This is a genomic window from Dyadobacter sp. CY326 (assembly GCF_021390515.1).
GTDB lineage: Bacteria > Bacteroidota > Bacteroidia > Cytophagales > Spirosomataceae > Dyadobacter.
Genome location: NZ_JAJUXI010000015.1, coordinates 39778 through 62261, shown reverse-complemented (window position 1 = coordinate 62261; position 22484 = coordinate 39778). Strand labels below are relative to the sequence as shown.

Below are 22484 nucleotides of genomic sequence, written 5' to 3'. Positions count from 1 at the left end.
CCGCTAGCGTTCATCCTGAGCCAGGATCAAACTCTCCATTGTAAATTTTGTTGTGATCTCTTCCTATTACAGAAGGACCGAATCTTCTTAAACGAACTATCTTTTTGCTCTCTTCATCATGTCAAAGAACGTTGCTCTGAATCTTTCAGAACTCGTTGTTTAGCCGTCTGCTAAACCATTGTCCCCGATTGGGAGTGCAAAGGTGCAACAACTTTTTTTATCCCGCAAGTGCAAGGCAAAAGTATTTTATGCATTTTTTCTCAACAAAAACGTAACCGATTGATAACCAATTTTATCCGCTCAAAAAATATTTTAAATATTTTTGAAGTACTCAATCACATGCATCTTTAAAAGCATTTCTTGCTTCATAATGTCGCCTTGGGGTAGTGCGCGATCCAGCTTATAATGTGGCCAGCCATCCTTATCTACGTATTCCAGCGAATAGTAAGACGACAAACTAAGCACCTTGCATATTCCTACATGCATCAGATCCTGCTTTTGTTCTTTTGTAAACCTTTTAGCGCCTTGTCCTAACTCTTGCACGCCAATTAAAAACAGCACCCCATTCAAATCGCCAGGTTTCCTTCCTATTAATGTTTCTACGCCGGCCAGCAAATGTTCCCACTGCACTTCAAGTGGCTGATCTTCGATATTCATATATATAATGCTAAATACTTGTCTCGTCTAAACTATCAAATCTGGTTTCGCGTTCTGAACACTTTGGTATAAATTTCAGAACGGCTGCACTTTCAGCTTCGGTTGGAGCAACATTGAAAGAAAGCTTTTAATGGTTTTTCCTAACTTTGGCTTTTGCTGTAATTAGATAAATAAATTGGACAAGCATAGTATTTTGAATCAAAAAGAATATTTATCGACGCTTAATGAGCCTCAGCGTGAAGCGGTTTTGCATGGTGGCGGCCCGTTGATGATTATCGCTGGTGCAGGTTCGGGGAAAACAAGGGTCCTTACTTATCGAATCGCAAACTTGATCGAGAATGGTGTCGATCCTTTTCGGATTTTGTCCCTGACATTTACCAACAAAGCCTCAGGTGAGATGCGTCACCGGATTGAAGGGGCCGTAGGGACAGAGGCAAGAAATATATGGATGGGAACATTTCACTCCGTTTTTGCCAAAATCCTGCGGATTGAAGCCCGTTATCTGGGTTATACAAGCGATTTTTCCATTTATGACACCGATGATTCGAAGTCACTATTAAGGAGCATTATAAAGGAATACAATCTGGACGACAAGGTGTATAAAGCCAATGTTGTTTTCAACCGCATTTCCGGGGCGAAAAACCGGTTGGTCTCGGCCGACGATTATCTCGCTAATCCTATTATACAGGCAGATGACGAGGCCGCAAAAATGAAGGAGATCGGTCGGTTGTATAAAACGTACGTAATGCGTTGCTTTCAAGCCAATGCGATGGACTTTGATGATCTTCTTTTTAACACCAATGTCCTTTTTCGCGACTTTCCGGATGTACTATATAAGTATCAGCACAAATTCCAGCATGTGATGGTGGATGAGTTTCAGGATACGAACGTTTCGCAATATTTGATTACCCGGAAATTATCTGCTGTCCATCGAAACATTGTGGTTGTTGGTGATGATGCGCAGAGCATTTACGCCTTTCGGGGAGCGAACATTGAGAACATTCTGAATTTTGAAAAGGACTTCCCGGATGTAAGGGTTATAAAGCTCGAACAAAACTATCGCTCCACTGGAGTAATTGTTAATGCAGCCAATTCGGTGATTGCAAGAAATAAGGCGCAGTTGCCAAAAGAGACTTTTACCAAAAACGAAGAGGGTTCCTTAATAGATGTAATCAAAGCGGGCTCGGATAATGAAGAAGGACGGCTTGTGGCGACAGCGCTTTTTGAAGAAAAAATGTCGAAAGCGCTCCGAAACGAGAATTTTGCCATTTTATACAGGACCAATGCGCAGTCCAGATCCTTTGAAGAAGCGCTGCGAAAACTTGGAATTAAATACAGGATCATTGGCGGGCAGTCTTTTTACCAAAGAAAAGAAATCAAAGATTTGCTCGCATATCTGCGCTTCACCGTAAACCAGCGCGATGAAGAAGCATTCAAACGCATCATTAACCTTCCAAAAAGAGGCATTGGCGATGGAACGGTTGCAAAAATCGCTGTCGCAGCTTCTGAAAACAATTTGCCGATCTGGGAAGTGGTGGCCAACATTGGAAAATATGCAAGCGGCAGGACCATTGCGCCAATCGAGCAGTTTGCGACTTTGATCAAAAGCTTTAAAATACTCGTGGAAGAAGGAAAGGACGCTTATGAGGTTGCCGCACACATTGCGAAGGCCTCCGGCATCCTGCGAGAATTGTATGAGGACAAAACGGTTGAAGGACTTTCCCGCTACGAAAACGTCCAGGAGTTGCTGAATGGAATTAAGGAATTTGTCGACAATGCAGAAACGGAAGACAAAACATTAAGTGCCTTCCTGCAATCTGTTTCGCTGCTCACAAATGCTGACGAACCGGACGATAACAATGACAACGACCGCGTTACGATGATGACCATTCACTCCGCGAAAGGTCTGGAATTCCGTAACGTATTTATAGTAGGACTCGAAGAAGATCTTTTCCCAAGTCAGATGATGCTCGAAAGCCGGCAGGATCTTGAAGAAGAGCGCAGACTTTTTTACGTGGCCATTACGCGCGCCGAAAAGAAACTTTCTTTCTCCTATGCCGAAAGTCGCTATCAGTGGGGTCGCTTGAAAATGTGCGAGCCGAGCCGGTTTCTGCTGGAAGTTGACCCGCATTTTTTGAATGCTTCCAATATGCTTCATGGCGTTCCTACAAGAGACAGCTCGCCTGCGGTGACATCATTTGCGCGAAATCTTACCCAACGCAAACCAGCAGCACCCGTTCCTAATGCAGCCTCAGCACATACGCCATCAGAGAACTTTGTGGCCAGCGACACTTATGAGCTCAAAGAAGGAGACAAAGTGGAGCATCAGAAATTCGGATTTGGCGAGGTTACCAAAATGGATGTAAAGGGAACGGACCGAAAAGCCACAGTGAATTTTGATCTTGTCGGGGAAAAAACGCTGCTGCTAAGCTTCGCCAAACTGCGAATACTTTAAATAAATCGCTTCGCATAGTATAGTCTGTTTGTCCCCCGCTTTACTGTAATTACCATCGTACTCAACGGATTTTAAGCTTACCCTAAAACTTCACCATTAAACGACAGAAAAATGTTTATTGAAAAAGATATTTTACAAATAGAGCAGCGCGGAAGCGATATTGACACAGTAGAAGAGCAAGTTAAATATTTTGAAAACGGATTTCCTTTTCTTCAACTTTCCAAAGCAGCCACAGTTGGAGATGGTGTAATAAGGTTAACAGACGAACAAATTGCGACCGTCATTGCAGAGTTTGACAAAAGTGCTTCCGAAGGAGAAATTGCTTTGCTAAAATTCGTTCCGGCCTCGGGAGCTGCCACGCGGATGTTTAAATCACTTTTTAGTTTTTTGCAAGAAGACAAAAAAGACAAATCGGTGGAGGAGTTTTTTGCCAAACTCAAAGATTTCGCCTTTTATGAAGATCTCAAAACCTCACTTGCAGCGGACGGAACCAACATTGAAACAGCAGACGAGAAAACCATTGCTTCTTACTTCCTTACGCATAAAGGATTAGGTTACGGCGAATTGCCGAAAGGGCTTCTCAAATTCCACAACTACGCCGATCGCTCGCGGACTCCATTGGAAGAGCATTTGGTGGAAGGCGCGAAATACGCAAATGCTGGCAGCAATGTTCAAATCCACTTCACAGTTTCGCCTGAGCATCGCGATAAATTTGAAAAACTGGTCGTAGAAGTTTTGCCGAGTTACCAGTCAGAGTTTGGCGTTCGATACATTGTTTCGTTTTCTGAGCAAAAAAGTTCTACGGACACCATTGCGGTGAACCTTGACAACACGCCTTTTCGTGAAAAAGATGGGGGATTGCTATTCCGTCCGGCTGGTCATGGAGCATTGCTGGAAAACCTGGCCCAATTGGATGCAGACATTATTTTTATCAAAAACATTGACAATGTGGTTCCTGACCGCATTAAGGAAGACACGATCACTTACAAAAAAGCATTGGCAGGAATCGTTTTGAGTTATCAAAAACGGATTTTCGCATATCTTGAACAGCTTAAAGATCAGGCAAATCAAGAATTGCTTGCTGAACTCGACACTTTTTTCAGAACAGAATTGTGCGTTATTCCGCCGACTGACTTTGATTCCTGGTCAGATGATCAAAAAGCGATCTATTTCCAAAAGAAACTTGACCGGCCATTGCGTGCTTGCGGAATGGTGAAAAATCAGGGTGAACCTGGCGGCGGTCCGTTCTGGGCGGAGAATGCGGACGGTTCTTCATCATTGCAAATCGTAGAGTCGGCGCAAGTGGATGTGGATGATGAATCGCAAAACAGCATTTTCAAGAATTCAACGCACTTTAATCCGGTTGATCTGGTGTGCGCTGTGAAAAACAACAAAGGCGAGTTATATGATTTGAAAAAATTCCGCGATCCATTGACTGGATTCATAACGGGCAAATCCAAAGATGGCAAAGAGCTGAAAGCGCAGGAATTGCCTGGATTATGGAATGGTGCAATGGCCGATTGGAACACATTGTTTGTTGAGGTTCCGCTTTTGACATTCAATCCGGTAAAAACTGTGAATGATCTTTTGCGCGAGCAACATCAATAACATGGGCATTGCCCCCAAAGAAAAAGCGCCCGATTTATAAATCAGGCGCTTTTTCTTTGGAAGACGTAAAGTAAAATCAAGGTATCGGTAAGACTTTGCTTTCTTTAAAAGTTGACAAAATAACCATCGTTTGTGTGCTGGCCACTTCTTCAATTTCATTTATCTTTTCAAGCATCAATTTCTGGTAAGTGCTGATATCTTTTGAAATAACCCGCAAAAGAAAATCGCCCGTTCCTGTAATGTGGTGACATTCGATAACCTCTGGAATCGCGTGAATTTTTTCAACAAAAGATTCAGTAACCGCTTTCCTGTGTCCCACCAACGAAATCTGAACGAATGTGCTTACGCCCAAACCTACTTTTTCTGGTTCAAGCTGAGCATGGTAACTCTTGATGATTCCGGATTGCTCTAGTTTTTTAACACGCTCCAAAGTCGGTGCAGGCGATAAGCCTATTTCCTTTGATAATTGTGCGTTTGTTATTTTAGCGTTTGTTTGTAAGATCTCCAGTACTTTACGGTCTATCTGGTCTAACTTAATAATGGCCGACATTTCTCTATGACTAAGGTTTTGTAAAGTCCCTTTTTTTGGGACGCTGCAAAACTAATTAGTTTCCCGAAGAATCTTATAATTTTATACTGAAATTTTGTCAAAAAAAAGAATTATAGTAGGCGAAATCCACTTTTAGTATTCAATTATTATGCTAAATGAAGTTGTTACTCATTCAGCTTAATCCGTTTACACGGCGTAAGTTTCTATTTTTTGCAAGAAATCCTGGTAAGTCACTGCAATTCCCTCTTCCAGTTCCACGCGGTGTTTCCAGCCCAATGCATGCAGTTTACTAACATCCATCAACTTGCGTGGCGTGCCGTCGGGCTTATCCGTATTCCAGTTAATTTGTCCTTCGTAACCCGTAACGCGCTGAATCATTTCGGCCAATGTCTTAATGGAAACATCTGCACCGACGCCCACATTCAGGAAGCCCGGCTCGTTATAAGTTTGCATCAGGAAATAACAAGCATCCGCCAGATCGTCCGCATGTAAAAATTCCCTCAACGGCGAACCTGTCCCCCAAAGCTCCACAAATGGCTTGTTTTCTTCTTTCGCCTCATGGAATTTCCGGATCATTGCAGGCAAAACGTGCGAATTGTTAAGATCATAATTATCGTTCGGGCCGTAAAGGTTTGTAGGCATTACTGAAATGAAATTACAGCCATATTGTGCGCGGTAAGCTTCACACATCTTAATTCCGGCGATCTTCGCAATGGCGTAAGGCTCATTGGTTGGTTCCAAAAGTCCGGTTAGCAGCGAATCTTCACTAAGTGGCTGAGGCGCCAATTTTGGATAAATGCAGCTCGATCCAAGGAACATCAGCTTTTTCGCATTGGTCCGGTAAGCGCTGTCAATCACATTGTTTTGAATCAGCAAATTGTCGTGCAGAAACTCGGCTCGGTAAATGTTGTTCGCCATAATGCCTCCCACTTTCGCAGCAGCAAGGAAAACGTATTCGGGCCGCTCTGCCTCAAAAAATTCTCTTACAGCACTTTGGTCACGCAAATCCAGCTCGGACGACTTCCTCAGCAGGAAATTATCGTAACCTTCTTGAACCAGTTTCCGATGAATTGCGGAGCCTACCATCCCGCGATGTCCGGCGATATAAATTTTAGCGCTTTTTTCCACTGCGTTTTTTTTAAATTTGTGCCTTGATAATCAATATACAAAAAGCCATTTCGTTACAAAAGTAACAATCTTGCTCTCAAGAAAAATTCAATATACATGCAAAGAGTTATTCTTTTATGGTGCTTTTTCTGCTTAATTCTGCTTGAAACGGCATCGGCGCAAACAGAACCGAAGAGCGAAACGCCTTCCTGGTTGCCAAAAGAAACCGTTAAAAAGGACACTGCAAACCGGAGTAAAGACCTGAAATCATTTATATCAGGCCTCGATCCCGTTGTAAATGGGTCGCTTCCTGGCGCCAATAGGAAGTCGACAAGCCTCTCTACACTCTTCGGAGAAACAATCCCGGACCTTGGATTAAGGGTTAAAGAATATAAAAGCCAGAAAAAAGACCGCAAATCGAAAAAGGAAAAAGCCAAGCTCGCGAAAGTGCAGTATGAAGGCATTCCTATGGAAAGCATGTCTGTAAAATACGGCAGCGGCGACCGCGCAACGGTTGAATATTTCCATGTTTTGAAAGAATACAAACCTCTAAATCCTTATGTTCTTGGCGCAAATACGCGCTGGTATGATACAAAAGGCAAAAAACTAAGCTCGGCAGTCATCAAGGAAAAAGAGCAAGCATTGCCTTTGCATGGCTCCTATAAAAAATACAGCGGCGAAAATCTGATCGAAGAAGGCTTTTACTACATGGGTGCCAAAGACGGCCGTTGGGTGAAATACGATGCCAAATACAACCTGATCGACAAGTCTGTCTGGGAGCACGGTTTCCCTGCCGAATCACAAATAACTTATTATGATTCAGCGCATACGCAGATTAAAGAAGTGGTGCCGGTGACCTTTGGGGAGGTTGAAGGTGAGTATATGCAGTTTTACAAAGAAGGCCAGCTTATGGTGACTGGGAAATATGACGCTGGTCAAAAAATTGGTCGCTGGGTTGAATATTATCAATTCCGTCGCCAGCGCAAAAAAGAAATCCAATATCCGAAGTCGGGCTGGGACGAAGATTTTGAGCCATTTGTATTGCGTGAATGGGACGATAAAGGCAAGCTTCTTTACGATTACACCAAAGATCCACGCGCTTCCGTGGAGGAAGAAACCGAAAATTAAAGTCTGGAATGGTTGAAAATCATCATTCACCTGCTTAATTAGCGTGCTGGATTCCCGGCACGAATTGTTAAAATATGTTTCCAACTCTCCTAAGTTTCGTCAAAAATAAGATTTGGCTTGCTGTTTTATTATGCATCATTCCCATAGTCATTTACACTTGGGTTTTTCAATCTATTGCATTGAATGTCAATTATGTAGCCTTTGACGACATTCTGGTTTTCAGCATTATTCCTGAGTTTGAAAGCGCGTCCTGGCCACGCCGCTGGCAATTATTGACAACATTATTTCCAGAGCATCGGCTCGTTTTTTCACGATCCGTCATCCTTTTATTTCATGACCTTTTCGGGCGCGTCAATCTGGTTTGGCTTATGGTCGTCTCCAATGTTTGCTGGGCTCTTTGTGCGGTCATTTTTTACAAAGCATTCAGCAAACTCCGCATCAATTTCTGGTATTTTGTGCCCGTTGTCTGGCTTTGGTTCAATATCCAGTCGTATGAAAATATCTTTTGGGGAGTAAGCTCGCTTTGCAATTTCGGCGTCATTTTATTCGTGTTACTGGCGCTTTATTTTACCGCTTATCATCCAAAAAAAGTCGTTTTAAGCTTATTATTCGCATTTGCAGCAACATTCACTTACGGCAATGGATTAATGGTCCTTCCGGTCATCGGGTTGGTTTATTTGCTGACAGGCCATCGCAAGCAATTCCTTATTACATTGATTTTCACAGCAATTGTTGCCGTCATTTACTTCATTGACTTCACCCCGATCACTCAAAATCTCAATTTTTCAAATCCACAGCAGGTTAAGGAAGGATTTTTTGGCTTGTTTGGTTTCATCGGCTCCATCGCCACATTAAGCGCTTACAGTATTCCGTTAGCGACGATGTATCTCGCCTCGGCATGCGGAATGTTACTCGTTTTGCTCTTCATTGTCCTTTACAGAAAGCAGGTTTTGCCACTATGGAATTCATTTTTATTAAAATCAAAATATGGTAACCCAATGTCAATTTTTGCGCTAGCTATGCTCATTTTCATTGGCATAACCACACTGGCGCTCACCTATAAACGCATTCCGACCGACACTTTTGCGGGCATGTTCAAAGGTCGTTACCGCATGTATTCGGCCATGTGCTGCATTGCATTGTATTTTGCCTTTTTGTCTCTCAGAAAGCAACCATTACGAATCAAATTGTCGCCCTTTGTGCTCACGACAGCAATCATTCTGAACCTCGTAATCCTGCATAGCAACATTGCAGAGGCGGTTAATTACCGGCGATCGGCCATAACGCAGGAGTTTAATGCGCGATACAATGCCGACTGGCTGGGAGTCCGCATGTTTTCAATGGATCAAAAGCATTTTGAGAAAATTAGGGCTTATTATCAATCAGCGGACCCACTAGCCGAAGGCTGGAAACCATTGACAGACTTCAACGAGGCGCTCTGTGACAGCATTTACAGTCCGGATCTGGTTGAAAAATCAGGTGATTTCCTTAAAATTAACTTCGAGAAAGACTTCTTTAAGCCTGTTAAAAATTACTCTGACGGCGCTTATATAATCTTGAAATCAAAAGATCATGTCTACGCCTCTGCCCCAAACCAGTCCGCAGTTCCGCTAAAAACGACCATTCGCAGGGGAATGTATTTTGCCAAAGGCGCATTCGGAAGTTTTCACACAGCCACTATTGAGCCAGGCACTTACAAGATTCTGTTGCTGGTCAGAGCCAATGGCCAGAACAAAATTTATTGCACGGGAAAAACATGGAATGAAGCTGACTGATCAGAATTTATTGTGCAATCCTGTTAAAATACGCGCCACTTCACTGCGGACTTCGCTCGATGGTCGCGTAAAATTGTTGTTCATAAAGCTGAAAACCAACGTTTTGCCTTTTTTGGTAATCAGATAACCGCTCAAACAATAATTATTGCTCAGACTTCCTGTTTTGGCATAAACAAATGGCTCCTGCCCTTTGAACAAATTTCCAAGCGTCCCGGATTTTCCGCCAGCCGGCAGAATTTGAAACAACTTTTCACGAGGCACTTTTTGATAAATCTTTTGAAGCAAAGCAACGATTGTCCGAGGTGTAAAAAGGTTATAACGGCTCAACCCTGACCCGTCTTTCCAAACCGGCCGGTCCGGCAAGTCGCTCATATGCTGCTTGACCGCGTGTGCAATCGCCTTTTCCGTATTCAATGGCAACCCGTTCGCCGACGCGTAAAGCAACATTAATTGCTCTGCGAGCATATTATCACTCACCTGCATCATTCTTTTATACAACGAGTCAGACGGGATGCTGTTGATCTTTTTTAACTCAATTTCAAGCGGAATGTTGATCAGTTTCACTTCCCGTTTCAATGTGTCACTCAGCAATTGCACGGTCAATGCATCTGTCATGCGCACGGGAACATCCTGAATAAGGCCTTGTGGCACAGCCAATTTTGAATGATGAAATAAGTTTTGAGTTTCGTCGCGCTCTATGCCTGAGGCAGTTGTGTCAAAAACCATTGATTTATTCCAAAACGATGGCGAAGCTTTGAATTTCAATGAGCCTTCGCCGGTAAAACGTGCAATGTTGCCATAAACGGGCAATGGCGAAACTTCCGGCTGATAATAATCATTGTAATCGCCCCACGCCCATCCCGGACCAAAGCGCTTATTTTCAAAATTATAAGGCGTGAAAAAAATCGGTTCTTTGCGGCTTTGAAGGAAATCAAAAACCTTGCTATGCGGCAGATCCGGGTGCAAAAGCGAAGGATCGCCCGTTCCGCGAATGATCAGCAATTCCCCCCATTCCAAATATTCCAGCCCCGGAATCGAATCACCCAAGGCGCACAAGCCTGCATAATAACTAAACAGCTTTGTGTTGGAAGCGGGATTGTAATATTTATCGCTTTGATAAGCCGCCAGCTCCTTTTTCCCGTCCAGATTTTGAATAGAAACGCCTGTGTGCTGCTGGCTCAGGACTGTCGAATGCTTTAATTCTCTTTTCAAATAATGGGAAACCGAGCACCCCGAAAGTGTGAGAACACTGAAAAACAAAACAAGTGTGCGCATGGAAATAAGTTAGTTCAGCTTTTTGGCTGGAATTTTGATCAAATTAAACATTATGAATTTATTTTTCCGCGCCCGGGCCGATGTATTTATCACTCCCAGGCACGCAATCCTTTTCATAACGAACATTATGGCATTACTTTGTACACTTTCACTACGCACTAGAACATTAAAAGTCTGATGACCGACCTTCACGCCGTCCTGAAACAATATTGGGGTTATGATAACTTCCGGCCTTTTCAGGAAGATGCCATTAAAGCAGTCCTTAACGGCATCGACACATTGGTTTTGCTCCCGACCGGCGGCGGTAAATCGGTGTGCTTTCAGGTGCCGGTGATGGCCATGGAAGGCGTCTGCATTGTGGTTACGCCGCTCATTGCGTTGATGAAAGACCAGGTGGAGCAGCTCAAACGCCGGGGCATTTCGGCAGCCGCCATTCACTCAGGAATGGGCAAAAACGAGATTGACATCACGCTCGATAACTGCATTCACGGCCACACGAAATTCCTTTATGTTTCGCCGGAAAGGCTGCGGACAGACATTATGATCGCGAGGGCCAAGCAAATGAATGTTTGTTTGCTGGCCATTGACGAGGCGCATTGCATATCCGCCTGGGGTTACGATTTCCGGCCGGCTTATCTCTTAATTGCTGATTTCAGAAAACTCATTCCGGGCGTTCCGTCGATGGCATTGACGGCAACAGCGACCGAAGAAGTGCGGGCCGATATTCTGGATAAGCTTGAAATGCGCAATGCGCGGGTTTTCAAACAATCATTTGCGCGTGCAAACCTCTCTTACTCTGCATTTTCGGAAGAAAATAAAGAAAGGAAACTATTACAAATTTTAAAGAATGTCTCAGGCTCGGCGATTGTTTATGTGCGCACAAGAAAGCGGACGAAAGAACTGGCGGATTGGCTTAGCAGACAAGGCATTAGCGCTCAAAGTTACCACGCCGGACTGCCTTTTCGTGAACGTGGCGACCGGCAGTCATCCTGGATCAAGAATCAAACCCGGGTTGTGGTGGCGACTAATGCATTCGGGATGGGGATTGACAAGCCCGATGTGCGCGCTGTCATTCATTTTGACCTTCCTGATAATTTGGAGGCCTATTATCAGGAGGCAGGACGGGCGGGACGCGATGAAGCGAAAGCCTATGCTGTGGCACTTTTTACAAAACTGGATCTTGAAGAATTAACCGAAAATGTTGAGCGAAAATATCCGCCAGTCGAGGTTTTGAAAAGGGTTTACCAATCGCTGGCCAACTATTACAAAATCGCCACTGGCGGCGGCGAATTCTCCGCGTTTGATTTTGACATTCAGCAGTTTACAGGCACATTCGGCTTAGCAGTAAACGAAACGCATTATGCGCTTAAACTGCTCGAAGAAGAGGGTTTTCTGCAATTGAGCGAAAGTTTTAATGATGCGTCAAAGATCCATTTCCTGGTCGATAACCGGCAATTGTACGACTTTCAAATACGTTACCAGGAATTGGATTCGTTTATCAAGGTAATTCTGAGGATGTATGGCGGAGAATTGTTTACGGAATATGTGCGCATTTCAGAAAGTGAAATTGGACAAATATTTTTTGCGCCTGAACCAGAGGTGATTAAGAAGCTTAATTTTCTGAAAGAGCGCGATATCATTGATTACGAACCAAGGAAAAACAAGCCGCAGCTAACATTCCTGACGCCACGCTATGAGGCCGCATTGTTGCCGCTTAATGTGTTTGAAATTGAGAAAAAGAAGAGCAGAGATTTGACAAAAGCGCGGTCCGTGGCACATTATGCCGCCCACACACGAATTTGCCGCACTTTGCTGTTACTGGAATATTTCAATGAATTTGATGCGGAAGAATGCGGTGTTTGCGACATTTGTATCCAGAAGAAAAAGCAAGATTTACAGCATAACCTTGAACTAGACAGCGCACTCGTTAATTTTTTAAACCAAAACGGCGCCGTCACACCCAATGAACTGGGCAAAGCATTTGAAGACGTTCCTGAAAAAGATTTTTTACAAACATTGCAGCAATTGATCAAAGACGAAGTGATCCGATATGACACGATTGGAAAACTAGCCTTAACTAACAAAACTCAACATTGAAAAACACATTTTTTACCTTCGCACTATTAACTTTCATCACCATTCAGGCCGCTTTTTCCCAGCAAATTCCGGGAATGCAATTCAGCAATTACGGAGGCTTGTATCGCGCCACTTACAATCCGTCGGTCATTGGCGGTCCAAAACACAAGTGGCAAATCAACATTGGGACGTTTGGGGGCAGCATTAATTATCGATATTTCAACTTTTTAGGGGAAAATTCGCTTTTGTATCCGCTCCTTGTTCCCCATTCCACCAAAGAACTTTACGGCCGTTCGCGCACGACAGGATCGCTCCTCAATGACAATCCGATTTACACAGTGAGCGAAATCCGCTGGCCATCCGCTTCGCTGGCCATTGGTAAATATCAAGGCATCGCATTGCAATTCAGGACGAGAGGTTTTGTCCAGGGCAACAACCTCCCCGATCCTATTCAGACATTATATTTTCACCGACTTGACACCGGAAGCACGCCGCCAACAGACCAGTCGTGGGGCAATTTCAATCTGGTGCAGCAAAGCTTTTCGGACGTGAGCGTGTCTTATGGTGTTCAGTTGCTGGACTTGGAAGCGCATAAATTTCGCATTGGCGTTACGGGAAAACGTGTTTTCGGTGCGCGAATTGGTTATTTGAATGGCTCAGCGGATCGTTACAGCATTCGCCCATTACCCGGGATTGATGACACCAGTGAATTGGTGATTCAAAACATTGCCTACGAAAGCGGTTACAGTGCTCCAAACAAGAAAATGCGCCTTTCCAATCTCTTTGATTCTGACCAATATGGCTCGGGCTGGGGTTATGATGTTGGTTTTTCTTACGAATTGGGCGCTTATTGGAACAAATCAAAAGAAGTGTTTGACGAAAGCCCTGAATATCTGATCCGTCTGGCAGGTTCATTGACCGACGTTGGCTCCATTCATTACAGAACTTCTCAGAGTAAGGTTATCGCAGGTCGGGAAGCAGAATCGATTATTGGCCAAAAAGAGCTGGAAAACATTAGCGACAAAGGTCCGGAAGGATTTATGACATTGTTCCCGGCCGAAAGCGACACCACATTCCGACGCGATATGCAACTGCCGCAGGCGCTGCATTGGGAAGCGGACATTCAATTGGTGAAAGGGTTCTTCCTGAATTTATCCCAGACAAAACGCTACAAACGCAAAAGCGGCGCTTATATGGATCCTTATCAGCTTGATGCATTTACGATCACCCCGCGATTTGAAGACGAAGATTCCGATTTTGCTTTTCCAATTTCATTTATCAAAGGAAATAATCGTCCGTCAATTGGCGCGGTTGGTCACTTTGGACCCGTTTTTCTCGGTTTTAGCAATGTCAATGGTTTGTTGAAAAAGGGCGGAGCAAGAGGTTCCATGATTTATTTAGGCTTCACGGCCTGGAAACTAAACAGGAAAAAAGCAGAGGACTAGTCTTTCATTTATATGAAAAAGACAGTGCTCTTCTTGTTCCAGCTTTTTATTCCTGTTGCGTTGCTTGCGCAGCATCACAATCATGAGTCCGCGGGCCAGGTAACCGGCGTAGAACCGCAGCCGTTGCTGGCGCAGGCCATGCGTTTGCAGGAGGCACTTACATTTTCAGGAAGCGCGTTGTCGGCCCATGATGCTGAAAAGCTAAAAGCACTATCTGACAAACCCTTAACCCAGGAAATTGTCACACAAATACAGGATATCTTTGATCCTTATTGTCTTAACATCATTCACATTAACCCGGAAGGGCGTGTGAAAGTGTTGCGCGGACCAGCAAAGGCGACGCTCCTACAAGGCGGCTGGACAAGTTATTTAGTCAAAATTAATAATGAAGCGGGCATCGCCGCGAAGCTCGAAGCCGAAAGCCCGAATGCCGCAAAACCTTATCATTCTCCGTCATTTGAACCAAAAGTAAAAAAGGAACACCAACTGACGCCCGGGCAGACGGCCAACCGCTTTGCCGAAATTCAGATTTACGCAAATCCGCCGTTACAAGCGAATTTGACAGGCTTAAAGCTCGAATATGCCATCGTGCAATTGTATTCAAAAGATGCAGGGCAGCGCGACATTGAAGTTGCATACAATGTCGGTCAAGGCTCTCAGGATCTTGGTTTTAGGAATTCGACGCACATTCTTTTTGATACAAAACCTGCGGTTAAGGTCAAATTCAATGTCCTGGATGTGGATGGCAAGCCCACAATGGCCTCATTCCTGATCACGGATGGACAAGCGCACGCCTCAGGAAAATTTTCAGGCATTTATCCGCTTCCTTCAAGGCGCGTCGCCGCGTTCGACACTTATCCCGACTTCTTCTTTCAGCCACAGATTTATCGCGCAGATGGCGAACACGTCATGCTTCCGGCAGGAAAATATCAGGTCACTTACACCCGCGGACCGGAATATGTTAAGCAAATAAAGGAAATCATTGTCCCTGAAAACAAAGATTCGGTCACCGTTACTTTTCAGTTGAAGCGCTGGATTCAAATGACAAAATTGGGATGGCATAGCGCCGATCATCACATTCACGCGGCCGGTTGCAGCCATTACGACAGTCCGACGGAAGGCGTTGACCCAAAAGACATGATGCGCCAAACGCTCGGCGAAGACCTTAATTTGGCTGCTAACCTGGCCTGGGGACCGAGTTGGTATCGTCAGAAAACTTTTTTTACGGGGAAAGACCATCCATTATCCAGTGATAAAAACATTATGCGCAATGATGTCGAGGTTTCCGGCTTTCCATCTTCACATTCCGGCCACATTGTTTTGCTCCGGATTAAAGAAGACGATTATCCGGGCACGACGCAAATTGAACAATGGCCCACGTGGACAGCGCCTGTCCTTTCCTGGGCAAAATCGCAGGGCGGCGTCGTAGGTTATGCACATTCGGGCTGGGGTTTGCAGCCGATGCAACCGACGGATAAGCTTCCGAATTACATCGTCCCGAAAATGGACGGGATCGGCGCCAATGAATACATTGTGACGGTAACCCAAAATCTGGTCGACTTTTTCAGCGCTGGAGACACGCCTGCCCCTTGGGAATTAAACACTTATTATCACACATTAAATTGCGGTTTCAGGCCAAGGTTAAGTGGTGAGACAGATTTTCCCTGCATTACGGATGCGCGTGTGGGACAGGCAAGAAGTTATTTCAAGCCAAACGGAGCTTATAATTATGATAATTATGTGGCAGCAATAAAATCCGGCAGAAGTTACGTTTCGGATGGCAAGTCGCACATTATGGACTTCGCTGTCAATGGAAAAGAAGCCGGCACGGGCGATAGCGAAGTGGCGGTTAAGGCAAATGAAAAGTTCACCATTACGGCAAATGTCGCTGCATATCTTCCCAAGGAACAGGATAAAGAGGGTGAGAAAATCGCGCAAACATCCATCATATTAGTGCCATACTGGGACATCGAGCGGGCCAGAATTGGCAAGTCGCAAAAAGTGCGTGTTGAATTGATTATTAATGGCACGGCCGTTGACACAACGGAAGTGGATGCGGATGGAGCAGTAACTAGCGTGAAGTTTTCATATGAGGTGCAAAAATCGGGCTGGGCTGCATTGCGGATTTACCCAAGTTCCCATTCCAATCCGGTGTTCATCAATGTTGACAACAAGCCTGTTGTTGAAAAGAAAAGTGCCGAATGGTGCATTGCGGCGTTGAATCAATGCTGGAAAATGAAAGAGCCCAACATTCGCGCAAAAGAAAAAAAAGCCGCCGAAGCAGCATACAACCAAGCCAGGAAAGTTTATCAGGCGATTATTGATAAATGAAATTGGGTGCAAACTGAGCGTAACATGTTACGTCCGAAATCTTTTCCGTCTAAACAAACCGCCGATCCGGCTGAACATGCGCTTTTCAAATTCCCAGAAAAACGAAAACTTCCCCCAAATCCAACCCCAGGCCAACAAAATAACCTGATATAACGGCAAAATAACAAGAATGTTAACAACCCACCTAAGCCAGTCAGGCGACTGCTTGTTAATGCCAATTAACGCGAATAAGCCCCTTTTTGCATATAAAACCGAAAAGCCCGTACAAGCAAACACAATCAGAATGATCAGGACGTCCCAGCCATTCTTGACATTCCAGCGCTCTTTGAGTTTCTCGATCATTGGCAGGCATTACTCGTAAAGGAAATCCAGATGTTCTGGCTTGATTTCCTCCGTGTCTAATGTCAGGAACTCTTCCCAAAACGGATCATTTGGAACGCCTGCTTTGCAAATAATCGGCTCTTTCTTAACGGGATGCTCAAAATAAAGGCGTCGCGCGTGCAGGTTGATGTTGTTGTCAGGATTTCCTTTTGGAAAACCATATTTTACATCCCCGCGAATCGGGCAATTCATTGAAGCGAGCTGCACCCGGATTTGATGCGGTCTGCCCGTGACGGGTGTAACTTCCAGCAAGTGAAACTTATTTAGTTCACCAAGCCAGCGGTAAGACAGCTCTGCGCGCTGCCTTCCGGGCTTTTCGTAATCATAAGCCGTCGTCACATTGCGCGATTCATCTTTTGATAAATAATGAACCAACTTTCCCTTCTTATCAGCCGGGCGATTTTTGACAACTGCCCAATAAGTCTTTTGAACCTCACGCTTGCGAAAAATTTCGTTCATCCGCTCCAATGCTTTGGATGTTTTTGCAAACACAACAAGCCCGCTAACTGGTCTGTCGAGACGGTGAACGGTTCCTAAAAACACCGCTCCCGGTTTATCGTAAGTTTCCTTAATGTATTCTTTCACCATATCGAGCAGACATTTGTCTTTCGTCACATCGCCCTGAACCAAAATGCCTGGTTCTTTATTGACGATAATCAGGTGATTGTCTTCGTATATGATTTGAAATGGTCGCTTTGCCATATAATTAGTGCTTTACTTTTAAAAAGGTCAATACGATTCCTGCTCATTTGGAAAGGAATTGCCTTTAACGTCTTTTATATAATTTGAAATCGCATCGGTCATTACACCATTAAGATCTGCATAACGGCGTAAAAACCTGGGTTTGAATGCCTTATTAATGCCCAGCAAGTCGTGTACAACAAGGATCTGGCCATCGGCATGCGGTCCGGCTCCAATGCCAATGGTTGGGATTGTAATCGTTTCCGAAACCTGCTTTGTTAGTGAAGAAGGGATTTTTTCCAAAACAACAGAAAAACAGCCCACTTCTTCGAGCATGCGCGCATCTTCAATCAATTTCTGTGCCTCAGCCTCTTGCCGCGCTCTCACAGTGTAAGTTCCGAATTTGTAAATCGATTGGGGCGTAAGGCCCAAATGACCCATCACCGGCACACCTGCACTCAATATTCTGGTCACGGAATCCTTGATCTCCAATCCACCTTCCAGCTTAACCGCATGCGCGCCAGACTCTTTCATGATCCGAATGGCGGTATTAAGCGCCTCTCGCGAATTGCCCTGATATGACCCGAAAGGAAGATCCACCACAACCAAAGCCCTTTTGACAGCCCTTACGACAGACGTTGCGTGATAGATCATTTGATCAATCGTGATCGGCAGCGTTGTCTCATGACCAGCCATAACATTGGAAGCAGAATCTCCTACCAAAATCAGCTCAACACCCGCCGCATCAACGATTCCGGCCATTGAAAAATCGTAAGCAGTAAGGCAGGATATTTTTTCCCCACGGGTCTTCATTTCCTGAATGGTGTGGGTTGTAATGCGTTTAATATCAGGAGTATGAATGGACATAATCTTATAGCAATATGATAAATAAATATAGCTGAAATCCCCGGCTATCTGTGCATCAGCCAGTTTTCGGGATTAAGGCGCGATGTGTTTTTCCAGATCTGGAATTGCAGTTCGGAAGTGCCGTCTGTGTCCGTGGCCACCCGTCCAATGTTCTCGCGGGCCTTCACTTTTTGCCCAGCCCGCACGGTTACACCATTCATTTTGGCATAAATTGTCATGTAATTTCCATGCTGAATGGCCACCACATTGCCCATTCCAGGCATTTCCGTAACATCCAAAACCACACCGTCATAAACGGAACGAACAGGCTCTCCCGCCGTTGTCTGAATATCAACGCCAAGGTTATCCACCATAACGCCTTTCAAAACAGCATGCGGCCGTTGTCCAAAGTGACCTGAAACAAAGCCTTTTACGGGCCAAGGCAACCTGTTTTGTGATGCGGTGAATGAAGATGCAAGCGTGGTTTCTTCCTCACTCATGCCACCCGACGTAACCGGCGCCTCTTCCTCTGGCTCAGCCGCCACCGCAGCCTCACCTTTTTTCTCTCTTTCAGCATTTTCCTTAGCAAGTCTCTCGCGCTCTGCTTTCCTGCGCGCTTCTCTTTCCTCTCGCTCTTTGCGCTCGCGCTCAATCCGTTCACGCCTTTCCCGCTCTGCAATGCGCCTGATATTGGCTTCAAGCAAATCGGTTGCCCGTTTATTTTCAGCAATTTGTTTTCTTAGTTCAACCTCTTTTTGCGAAAGCTCTTGAATTACTTCGTTCTGCTTCACTTTGAGGCCTTCCAGCTTTGTGTTTTCTGTTACGCGCGTGTCAAGGACATTCTTTTGTTGATTTTGCTTGACAGTAATGCGTCGGCGCTCGGCCAGCAATTGCGCTTGCAATGCCTCAATTTCCTTAACCTGACCCTGCCGCGCCTCCGTATATTGTTTGAGATATTTGTATCTTAAAACAAACTGGTTGAATGTTCCGGAAGAGAAGAGAAAAACCAGTTGATTGAAATAGACGTTCCTTTTCGACGCCTCATAGATCATATGACCATACTCAGTCTTCAACTTGCCGAGGTTGCCATCCAGCGTTTGTTTCTTTTTTTCGAGAACCTGTAATTCCTTGTTTAAAAGATCAAGGTCATCCGAAAGCAGGTCTATTTGCTTTTTGTATGTGTTAATTTGCTGATTTAAAGCTTTTAGCTGCCCAAGATTGACATTCTTTTGCGAAGAAGTCTGACGCAGAATGCTCTGAATTTCTTTGATCTTGTTCTGGTTTTCGCTTTTCTCGCGTTCCAGCTGATCACGCGTTTTCTGGGCGTAGGCACCCAGGGACGCGCAAAAAATGAACGTTAATAGTAATAGTAAGCGACGGCAATGCGGTTTTTGAAAGGGCATACAGTTAATTCTTGCGGCCAAAACTCCTGGAAAGGCTGGCAAAGTTAAGCAGACTTAGGGTTTTTGCCTCTATGATCTTAAACTGACCTGCGGTTTTTTACCTTTTTCGCTTGTAGGAATTCGGAACGCTGAATGGGAACCCGGGATTTTGACTTACCAAATCGACCTTGCTGTGCCTGATACGCATATTTGTCTGGTTAATCTGCTGATCTTTCTGCGATTTCACATTCAGACTAATCCGGCTGGAAAAAGGAAAAAGAAAAGTTTTCACCTCCTTAAAATCCTCGTAATCGAGCGTAAAAGTGTTTTGTGTAGGAACTTCCGTTGCCATTAACCGTGACAGTTTCAGGTTATTTTGTGCAACATAATTGGACACTTCCAAGCGCTCAACGATTTGTTTTAAAACAAAAAAATCATTTTCCTTCACAAATTGTGCATCACCTTGCTGCGGAAACGGCAGATTACCAATGATAACCGACTGCAAAAGGGCAAAATTGAGGTCGAAATTGTATTGCTTACTGAGCTGCGCATAGGTGAATACAAAGTAATCTTTGTGGATTTTGTCCATGAACACAATCGAATCCGGCGTAATGATGCCACGCGCCACTTCGAAGCCTACACCCGTCACGGAAAGCCAGATAATGCTGTCTTTCTTCATCCTGATGTTGACATTCGTGTTGTCAAAATCTTGCGATTTGCTTTTAAAATCAACCTTGGATTTGGCAACCAGATAATCGAATGATATGGAATTGATTTTCAGTGGCTCAGCTGTTTCAGGTGGAGTAGAAGCAACAGCTGTGTCAGTCACCAAAGAGTCTTTTAAGCCTGGATTCGCATTAACGAATGTAGAATCTGCTGACGTGTTATTGTTTTTGGAGGAACGCGGTTTGTGGCAGGCTGAGAACCAGATGAAACTGATTGCGACCGCCCAAATCGTAATTTTATTGCTCATGTAATGCACCTGTTGCGATTTTTTTGTCAAGAAGTTCGGTTGTTTCTCCCATGCTTTTGGCCTTTTTCCATTGCGCAACAGCATTGTCGCGCTCGCCAAGCTTGAAAAGTACATCTCCGTAATGCTCAACAATCGTGCCACTTACCGCGCTGCTATCAACCATTGCTTTTTCGAGAAATTCCTTCGCTTTTTTATAATCCTTGCGAATGTAAAGCACCCAGGCATGCGTGTCCAGGTAAGTTGGGTTGTTCTGGTGATCCTGAACAAGCTTCGCAGACATTTTAAGAGCAAGGTCCAGTTTCTCTTTGCGCAGGGATAAGAAATAACTATAATTGTTTAGAACGTGATCATTATTTGGATCGGCTTTAAGCGAAAGGTCATATTCTGCATCAGACTTCTCATAGTCACCAAGTCCATTATAAGCATCGCCCATCTGCGCATGAATGGCAGGGATCAAATCTGGTTGGGCACTTACCAATTTCAGGCTTTCTTCAAACGATGAAATAGCTTCCTTGTAATTCCGCTGCATCAACTTCGCAGAGCCATTATAATACCAGAACATGCCTTGATTTGGAAATAATTCTAATGCTTTCTCGGAATGCACAACAATGCTATCCACTTGATTTAGAGCGCCATCCAACTCAATAATCGCCTGCCAAACCTGGAAAACGGACCCGTCAATGCGTGCCGCCTTTAAATACAAATCACGCGCCTGCGCCTTTTTATCCTGGCGCATGAGCTGGTCTGCGTAAATAACGCTTGTTCGCGGCTCATTCGGGTGTGTTTCATAAAGCTGTTTGGCCAGTAGAACTGCATCATTAAGCTCGTCACCCGTTTTCAGCATCGTCAAGTAACCCGACAAAACGCGGATTTTAGGGTCTACGTCAAGGTTTGGATTTGCAAAAACAAGCTTCAACTCCTGATTGCATTTCTGAACATCACCATTTCTCCTGTGAATGTCTGCCAGCAAAACGTGCGCCTGCGCTTCGTCCGGGTTGATTTTAATCGCTTCTTCCAATGGCACGACAGCCTCCACAATGCGCTCATTTGCAATCAGCATTTCAGCGAATTCTACCAAATAACTCACTTCGCCAGGCTCAGCCGCGATAAGCTTTTTTGCTTCTGCAAGGGCTTTTTCAAGGTTATTTTGTCTCAAATAAAGCTGCTCTTTCTGGTGCGTAACTTCTTCGGTTACACCCAGGGATTTTTCCAAAATATTATACGTGTCAATGGCCTTATCAAACTGATCGTTGAAGACATAAACTGCCGCCAATTCTACGCCATATTGAATGTTATCAGGGTTTTTTTGCAAGAGCTTTTCATAAATCTCTGCCGCGTCCGCATATTTTCGGCGCTTTGCATACAACTCTGCCAGCTGCTGACCGTAATAAATATTCTCCTTATCAAGGTCATGGGCCTTTTTGGCTGAGACAATTGCATCATCAAATTTTTCAAGCTTAATGAGCACGGTTGCAAGCAAATAATGGCTTGCAGCATCATTCGCGCTAGATTGCGCAAGTTTTTGAAAAATTGGTAAAGCGCGGTCGGGCTCATCCTTCATCATGAACTTCATGCCTTCCGTGGCAAGAGATTCTTCTTCCAGGCGAGCACCCGTAACTTCCGATTTTTCAGGTTGCTTTTCCTTTTCTTTATTGCGACGCTGTGCTTCGGCAGGCTGAGCAATGAAAATGCTCGAAATGAGGCAGATAAGCAGGGTCCATTTGATATATTCAGTCCTCATATATTTATCTAAACATAGCCAGGTCCGTAGACATGACAAGCCATTTTTACTAAAAATCAAAGTTACCAATTTT

General features: G+C 44.5%; 17 protein-coding genes. 7 read left to right on the top strand and 10 right to left on the bottom strand.

Annotation, left to right across the window (positions count from 1 at the left end):
- Positions 1–312 precede the first annotated feature (312 nt).
- Entirely contained in the window at positions 313–657 is a 345-nt protein-coding gene (locus LZG73_RS25390; protein WP_233855631.1) for a hypothetical protein, read from the bottom strand.
- A gap of 175 nt (positions 658–832) precedes the next feature.
- Between LZG73_RS25390 and LZG73_RS25385 the strand changes: the two genes are divergently transcribed.
- The gene (locus tag LZG73_RS25385; RefSeq protein ID WP_233855630.1) at positions 833–3112 is read left to right on the top strand and encodes an ATP-dependent helicase; all 2280 of its coding nucleotides are present in this window, start codon (positions 833–835) and stop codon (positions 3110–3112) included.
- A 111-nt stretch (positions 3113–3223) separates the two neighbouring features.
- Positions 3224–4720: a DUF4301 family protein gene (locus tag LZG73_RS25380; protein WP_233855629.1), complete on the top strand. Its 1497-nt coding sequence runs from the start codon at positions 3224–3226 to the stop codon at positions 4718–4720.
- Positions 4721–4796: 76 nt separating this feature from the next.
- Here LZG73_RS25380 and LZG73_RS25375 read toward each other — a convergent pair whose 3' ends face one another.
- Both LZG73_RS25375 and LZG73_RS25370 read right to left on the bottom strand, forming a co-directional pair.
- Positions 4797–5270, bottom strand: coding sequence for an Lrp/AsnC family transcriptional regulator (locus tag LZG73_RS25375; protein ID WP_015813234.1), 474 nt, complete (start codon positions 5268–5270; stop codon positions 4797–4799).
- A gap of 186 nt (positions 5271–5456) precedes the next feature.
- Positions 5457–6398 (bottom strand): GDP-L-fucose synthase, encoded by a 942-nt coding sequence (locus LZG73_RS25370; protein WP_310588465.1) that lies wholly within the window; start codon positions 6396–6398, stop codon positions 5457–5459.
- 96 nt (positions 6399–6494) lie between these two features.
- On the opposite strand from LZG73_RS25370, the gene LZG73_RS25365 reads away from it, so the two are divergent.
- Both LZG73_RS25365 and LZG73_RS25360 read left to right on the top strand, forming a co-directional pair.
- A complete protein-coding gene (locus tag LZG73_RS25365; RefSeq protein ID WP_233855628.1) occupies positions 6495–7505 on the top strand; it encodes a toxin-antitoxin system YwqK family antitoxin in 1011 nt (336 codons plus the stop codon).
- Between the two features lie 74 nt (positions 7506–7579).
- Positions 7580–9280: a hypothetical protein gene (locus LZG73_RS25360; RefSeq protein ID WP_233855627.1), complete on the top strand. Its 1701-nt coding sequence runs from the start codon at positions 7580–7582 to the stop codon at positions 9278–9280.
- Here LZG73_RS25360 and LZG73_RS25355 read toward each other — a convergent pair whose 3' ends face one another.
- The gene (locus LZG73_RS25355) at positions 9281–10555 is read right to left on the bottom strand and encodes a D-alanyl-D-alanine carboxypeptidase/D-alanyl-D-alanine-endopeptidase (RefSeq protein WP_233855626.1); all 1275 of its coding nucleotides are present in this window, start codon (positions 10553–10555) and stop codon (positions 9281–9283) included. It abuts the gene before it with no gap.
- Between the two features lie 177 nt (positions 10556–10732).
- Here LZG73_RS25355 and LZG73_RS25350 point away from each other — a divergent pair, with 177 nt between their 5' ends.
- The 3 genes from LZG73_RS25350 to LZG73_RS25340 are packed head-to-tail and all read left to right on the top strand — an operon-like array spanning position 10733 to position 16407.
- Positions 10733–12652 (top strand): ATP-dependent DNA helicase RecQ, encoded by a 1920-nt coding sequence (locus LZG73_RS25350; protein ID WP_233855625.1) that lies wholly within the window; start codon positions 10733–10735, stop codon positions 12650–12652.
- Positions 12649–14076, top strand: coding sequence for a DUF5723 family protein (locus LZG73_RS25345; RefSeq protein WP_233855624.1), 1428 nt, complete (start codon positions 12649–12651; stop codon positions 14074–14076). The genes LZG73_RS25350 and LZG73_RS25345 overlap by 4 nt, the downstream gene beginning before the upstream one ends.
- A 12-nt stretch (positions 14077–14088) precedes the next feature.
- Positions 14089–16407 (top strand): CehA/McbA family metallohydrolase, encoded by a 2319-nt coding sequence (locus tag LZG73_RS25340; protein WP_233855622.1) that lies wholly within the window; start codon positions 14089–14091, stop codon positions 16405–16407.
- A gap of 27 nt (positions 16408–16434) precedes the next feature.
- Here LZG73_RS25340 and LZG73_RS25335 read toward each other — a convergent pair whose 3' ends face one another.
- From LZG73_RS25335 to LZG73_RS25310, 6 genes are all read right to left on the bottom strand, one after another.
- Complete coding sequence (locus LZG73_RS25335; protein ID WP_233855620.1) at positions 16435–16749, bottom strand: DUF6787 family protein; 315 nt, start codon at positions 16747–16749, stop codon at positions 16435–16437.
- A gap of 9 nt (positions 16750–16758) precedes the next feature.
- Positions 16759–17490 carry an RluA family pseudouridine synthase gene (locus tag LZG73_RS25330; protein ID WP_233855618.1) on the bottom strand — a complete coding sequence of 244 codons (732 nt, stop codon included), beginning with the start codon at positions 17488–17490 and terminating at the stop codon, positions 16759–16761.
- 27 nt (positions 17491–17517) lie between these two features.
- Positions 17518–18336 (bottom strand): 3-methyl-2-oxobutanoate hydroxymethyltransferase, encoded by an 819-nt coding sequence (gene panB / locus LZG73_RS25325; protein ID WP_233855616.1) that lies wholly within the window; start codon positions 18334–18336, stop codon positions 17518–17520.
- A gap of 44 nt (positions 18337–18380) precedes the next feature.
- Entirely contained in the window at positions 18381–19718 is a 1338-nt protein-coding gene (locus tag LZG73_RS25320) for a murein hydrolase activator EnvC (protein WP_233855614.1), read from the bottom strand.
- Between the two features lie 97 nt (positions 19719–19815).
- The gene (locus LZG73_RS25315) at positions 19816–20670 is read right to left on the bottom strand and encodes a DUF4292 domain-containing protein (protein ID WP_233855612.1); all 855 of its coding nucleotides are present in this window, start codon (positions 20668–20670) and stop codon (positions 19816–19818) included.
- Positions 20660–22411 carry a lipopolysaccharide assembly protein LapB gene (locus LZG73_RS25310; protein ID WP_233855610.1) on the bottom strand — a complete coding sequence of 584 codons (1752 nt, stop codon included), beginning with the start codon at positions 22409–22411 and terminating at the stop codon, positions 20660–20662. Before LZG73_RS25310 ends, LZG73_RS25315 begins: the two co-directional genes overlap by 11 nt.
- Between the last annotated feature and the right edge of the window lie 73 nt (positions 22412–22484).

Coding starts and splice junctions, on each gene's coding strand:
- LZG73_RS25310 (WP_233855610.1), bottom strand. CDS start 22,411: ATGAGGACTGAATATATCAAATGGACCCTGCTTATCTGCCTCATTTCG.
- LZG73_RS25390 (WP_233855631.1), bottom strand. CDS start 657: ATGAATATCGAAGATCAGCCACTTGAAGTGCAGTGGGAACATTTGCTG.
- LZG73_RS25330 (WP_233855618.1), bottom strand. CDS start 17,490: ATGGCAAAGCGACCATTTCAAATCATATACGAAGACAATCACCTGATT.
- LZG73_RS25365 (WP_233855628.1), top strand. CDS start 6,495: ATGCAAAGAGTTATTCTTTTATGGTGCTTTTTCTGCTTAATTCTGCTT.
- LZG73_RS25335 (WP_233855620.1), bottom strand. CDS start 16,749: ATGATCGAGAAACTCAAAGAGCGCTGGAATGTCAAGAATGGCTGGGAC.
- panB (WP_233855616.1), bottom strand. CDS start 18,336: ATGTCCATTCATACTCCTGATATTAAACGCATTACAACCCACACCATT.
- LZG73_RS25320 (WP_233855614.1), bottom strand. CDS start 19,718: ATGCCCTTTCAAAAACCGCATTGCCGTCGCTTACTATTACTATTAACG.
- LZG73_RS25375 (WP_015813234.1), bottom strand. CDS start 5,270: ATGTCGGCCATTATTAAGTTAGACCAGATAGACCGTAAAGTACTGGAG.
- LZG73_RS25315 (WP_233855612.1), bottom strand. CDS start 20,670: ATGAGCAATAAAATTACGATTTGGGCGGTCGCAATCAGTTTCATCTGG.
- LZG73_RS25360 (WP_233855627.1), top strand. CDS start 7,580: ATGTTTCCAACTCTCCTAAGTTTCGTCAAAAATAAGATTTGGCTTGCT.
- LZG73_RS25380 (WP_233855629.1), top strand. CDS start 3,224: ATGTTTATTGAAAAAGATATTTTACAAATAGAGCAGCGCGGAAGCGAT.
- LZG73_RS25340 (WP_233855622.1), top strand. CDS start 14,089: ATGAAAAAGACAGTGCTCTTCTTGTTCCAGCTTTTTATTCCTGTTGCG.
- LZG73_RS25355 (WP_233855626.1), bottom strand. CDS start 10,555: ATGCGCACACTTGTTTTGTTTTTCAGTGTTCTCACACTTTCGGGGTGC.
- LZG73_RS25350 (WP_233855625.1), top strand. CDS start 10,733: ATGACCGACCTTCACGCCGTCCTGAAACAATATTGGGGTTATGATAAC.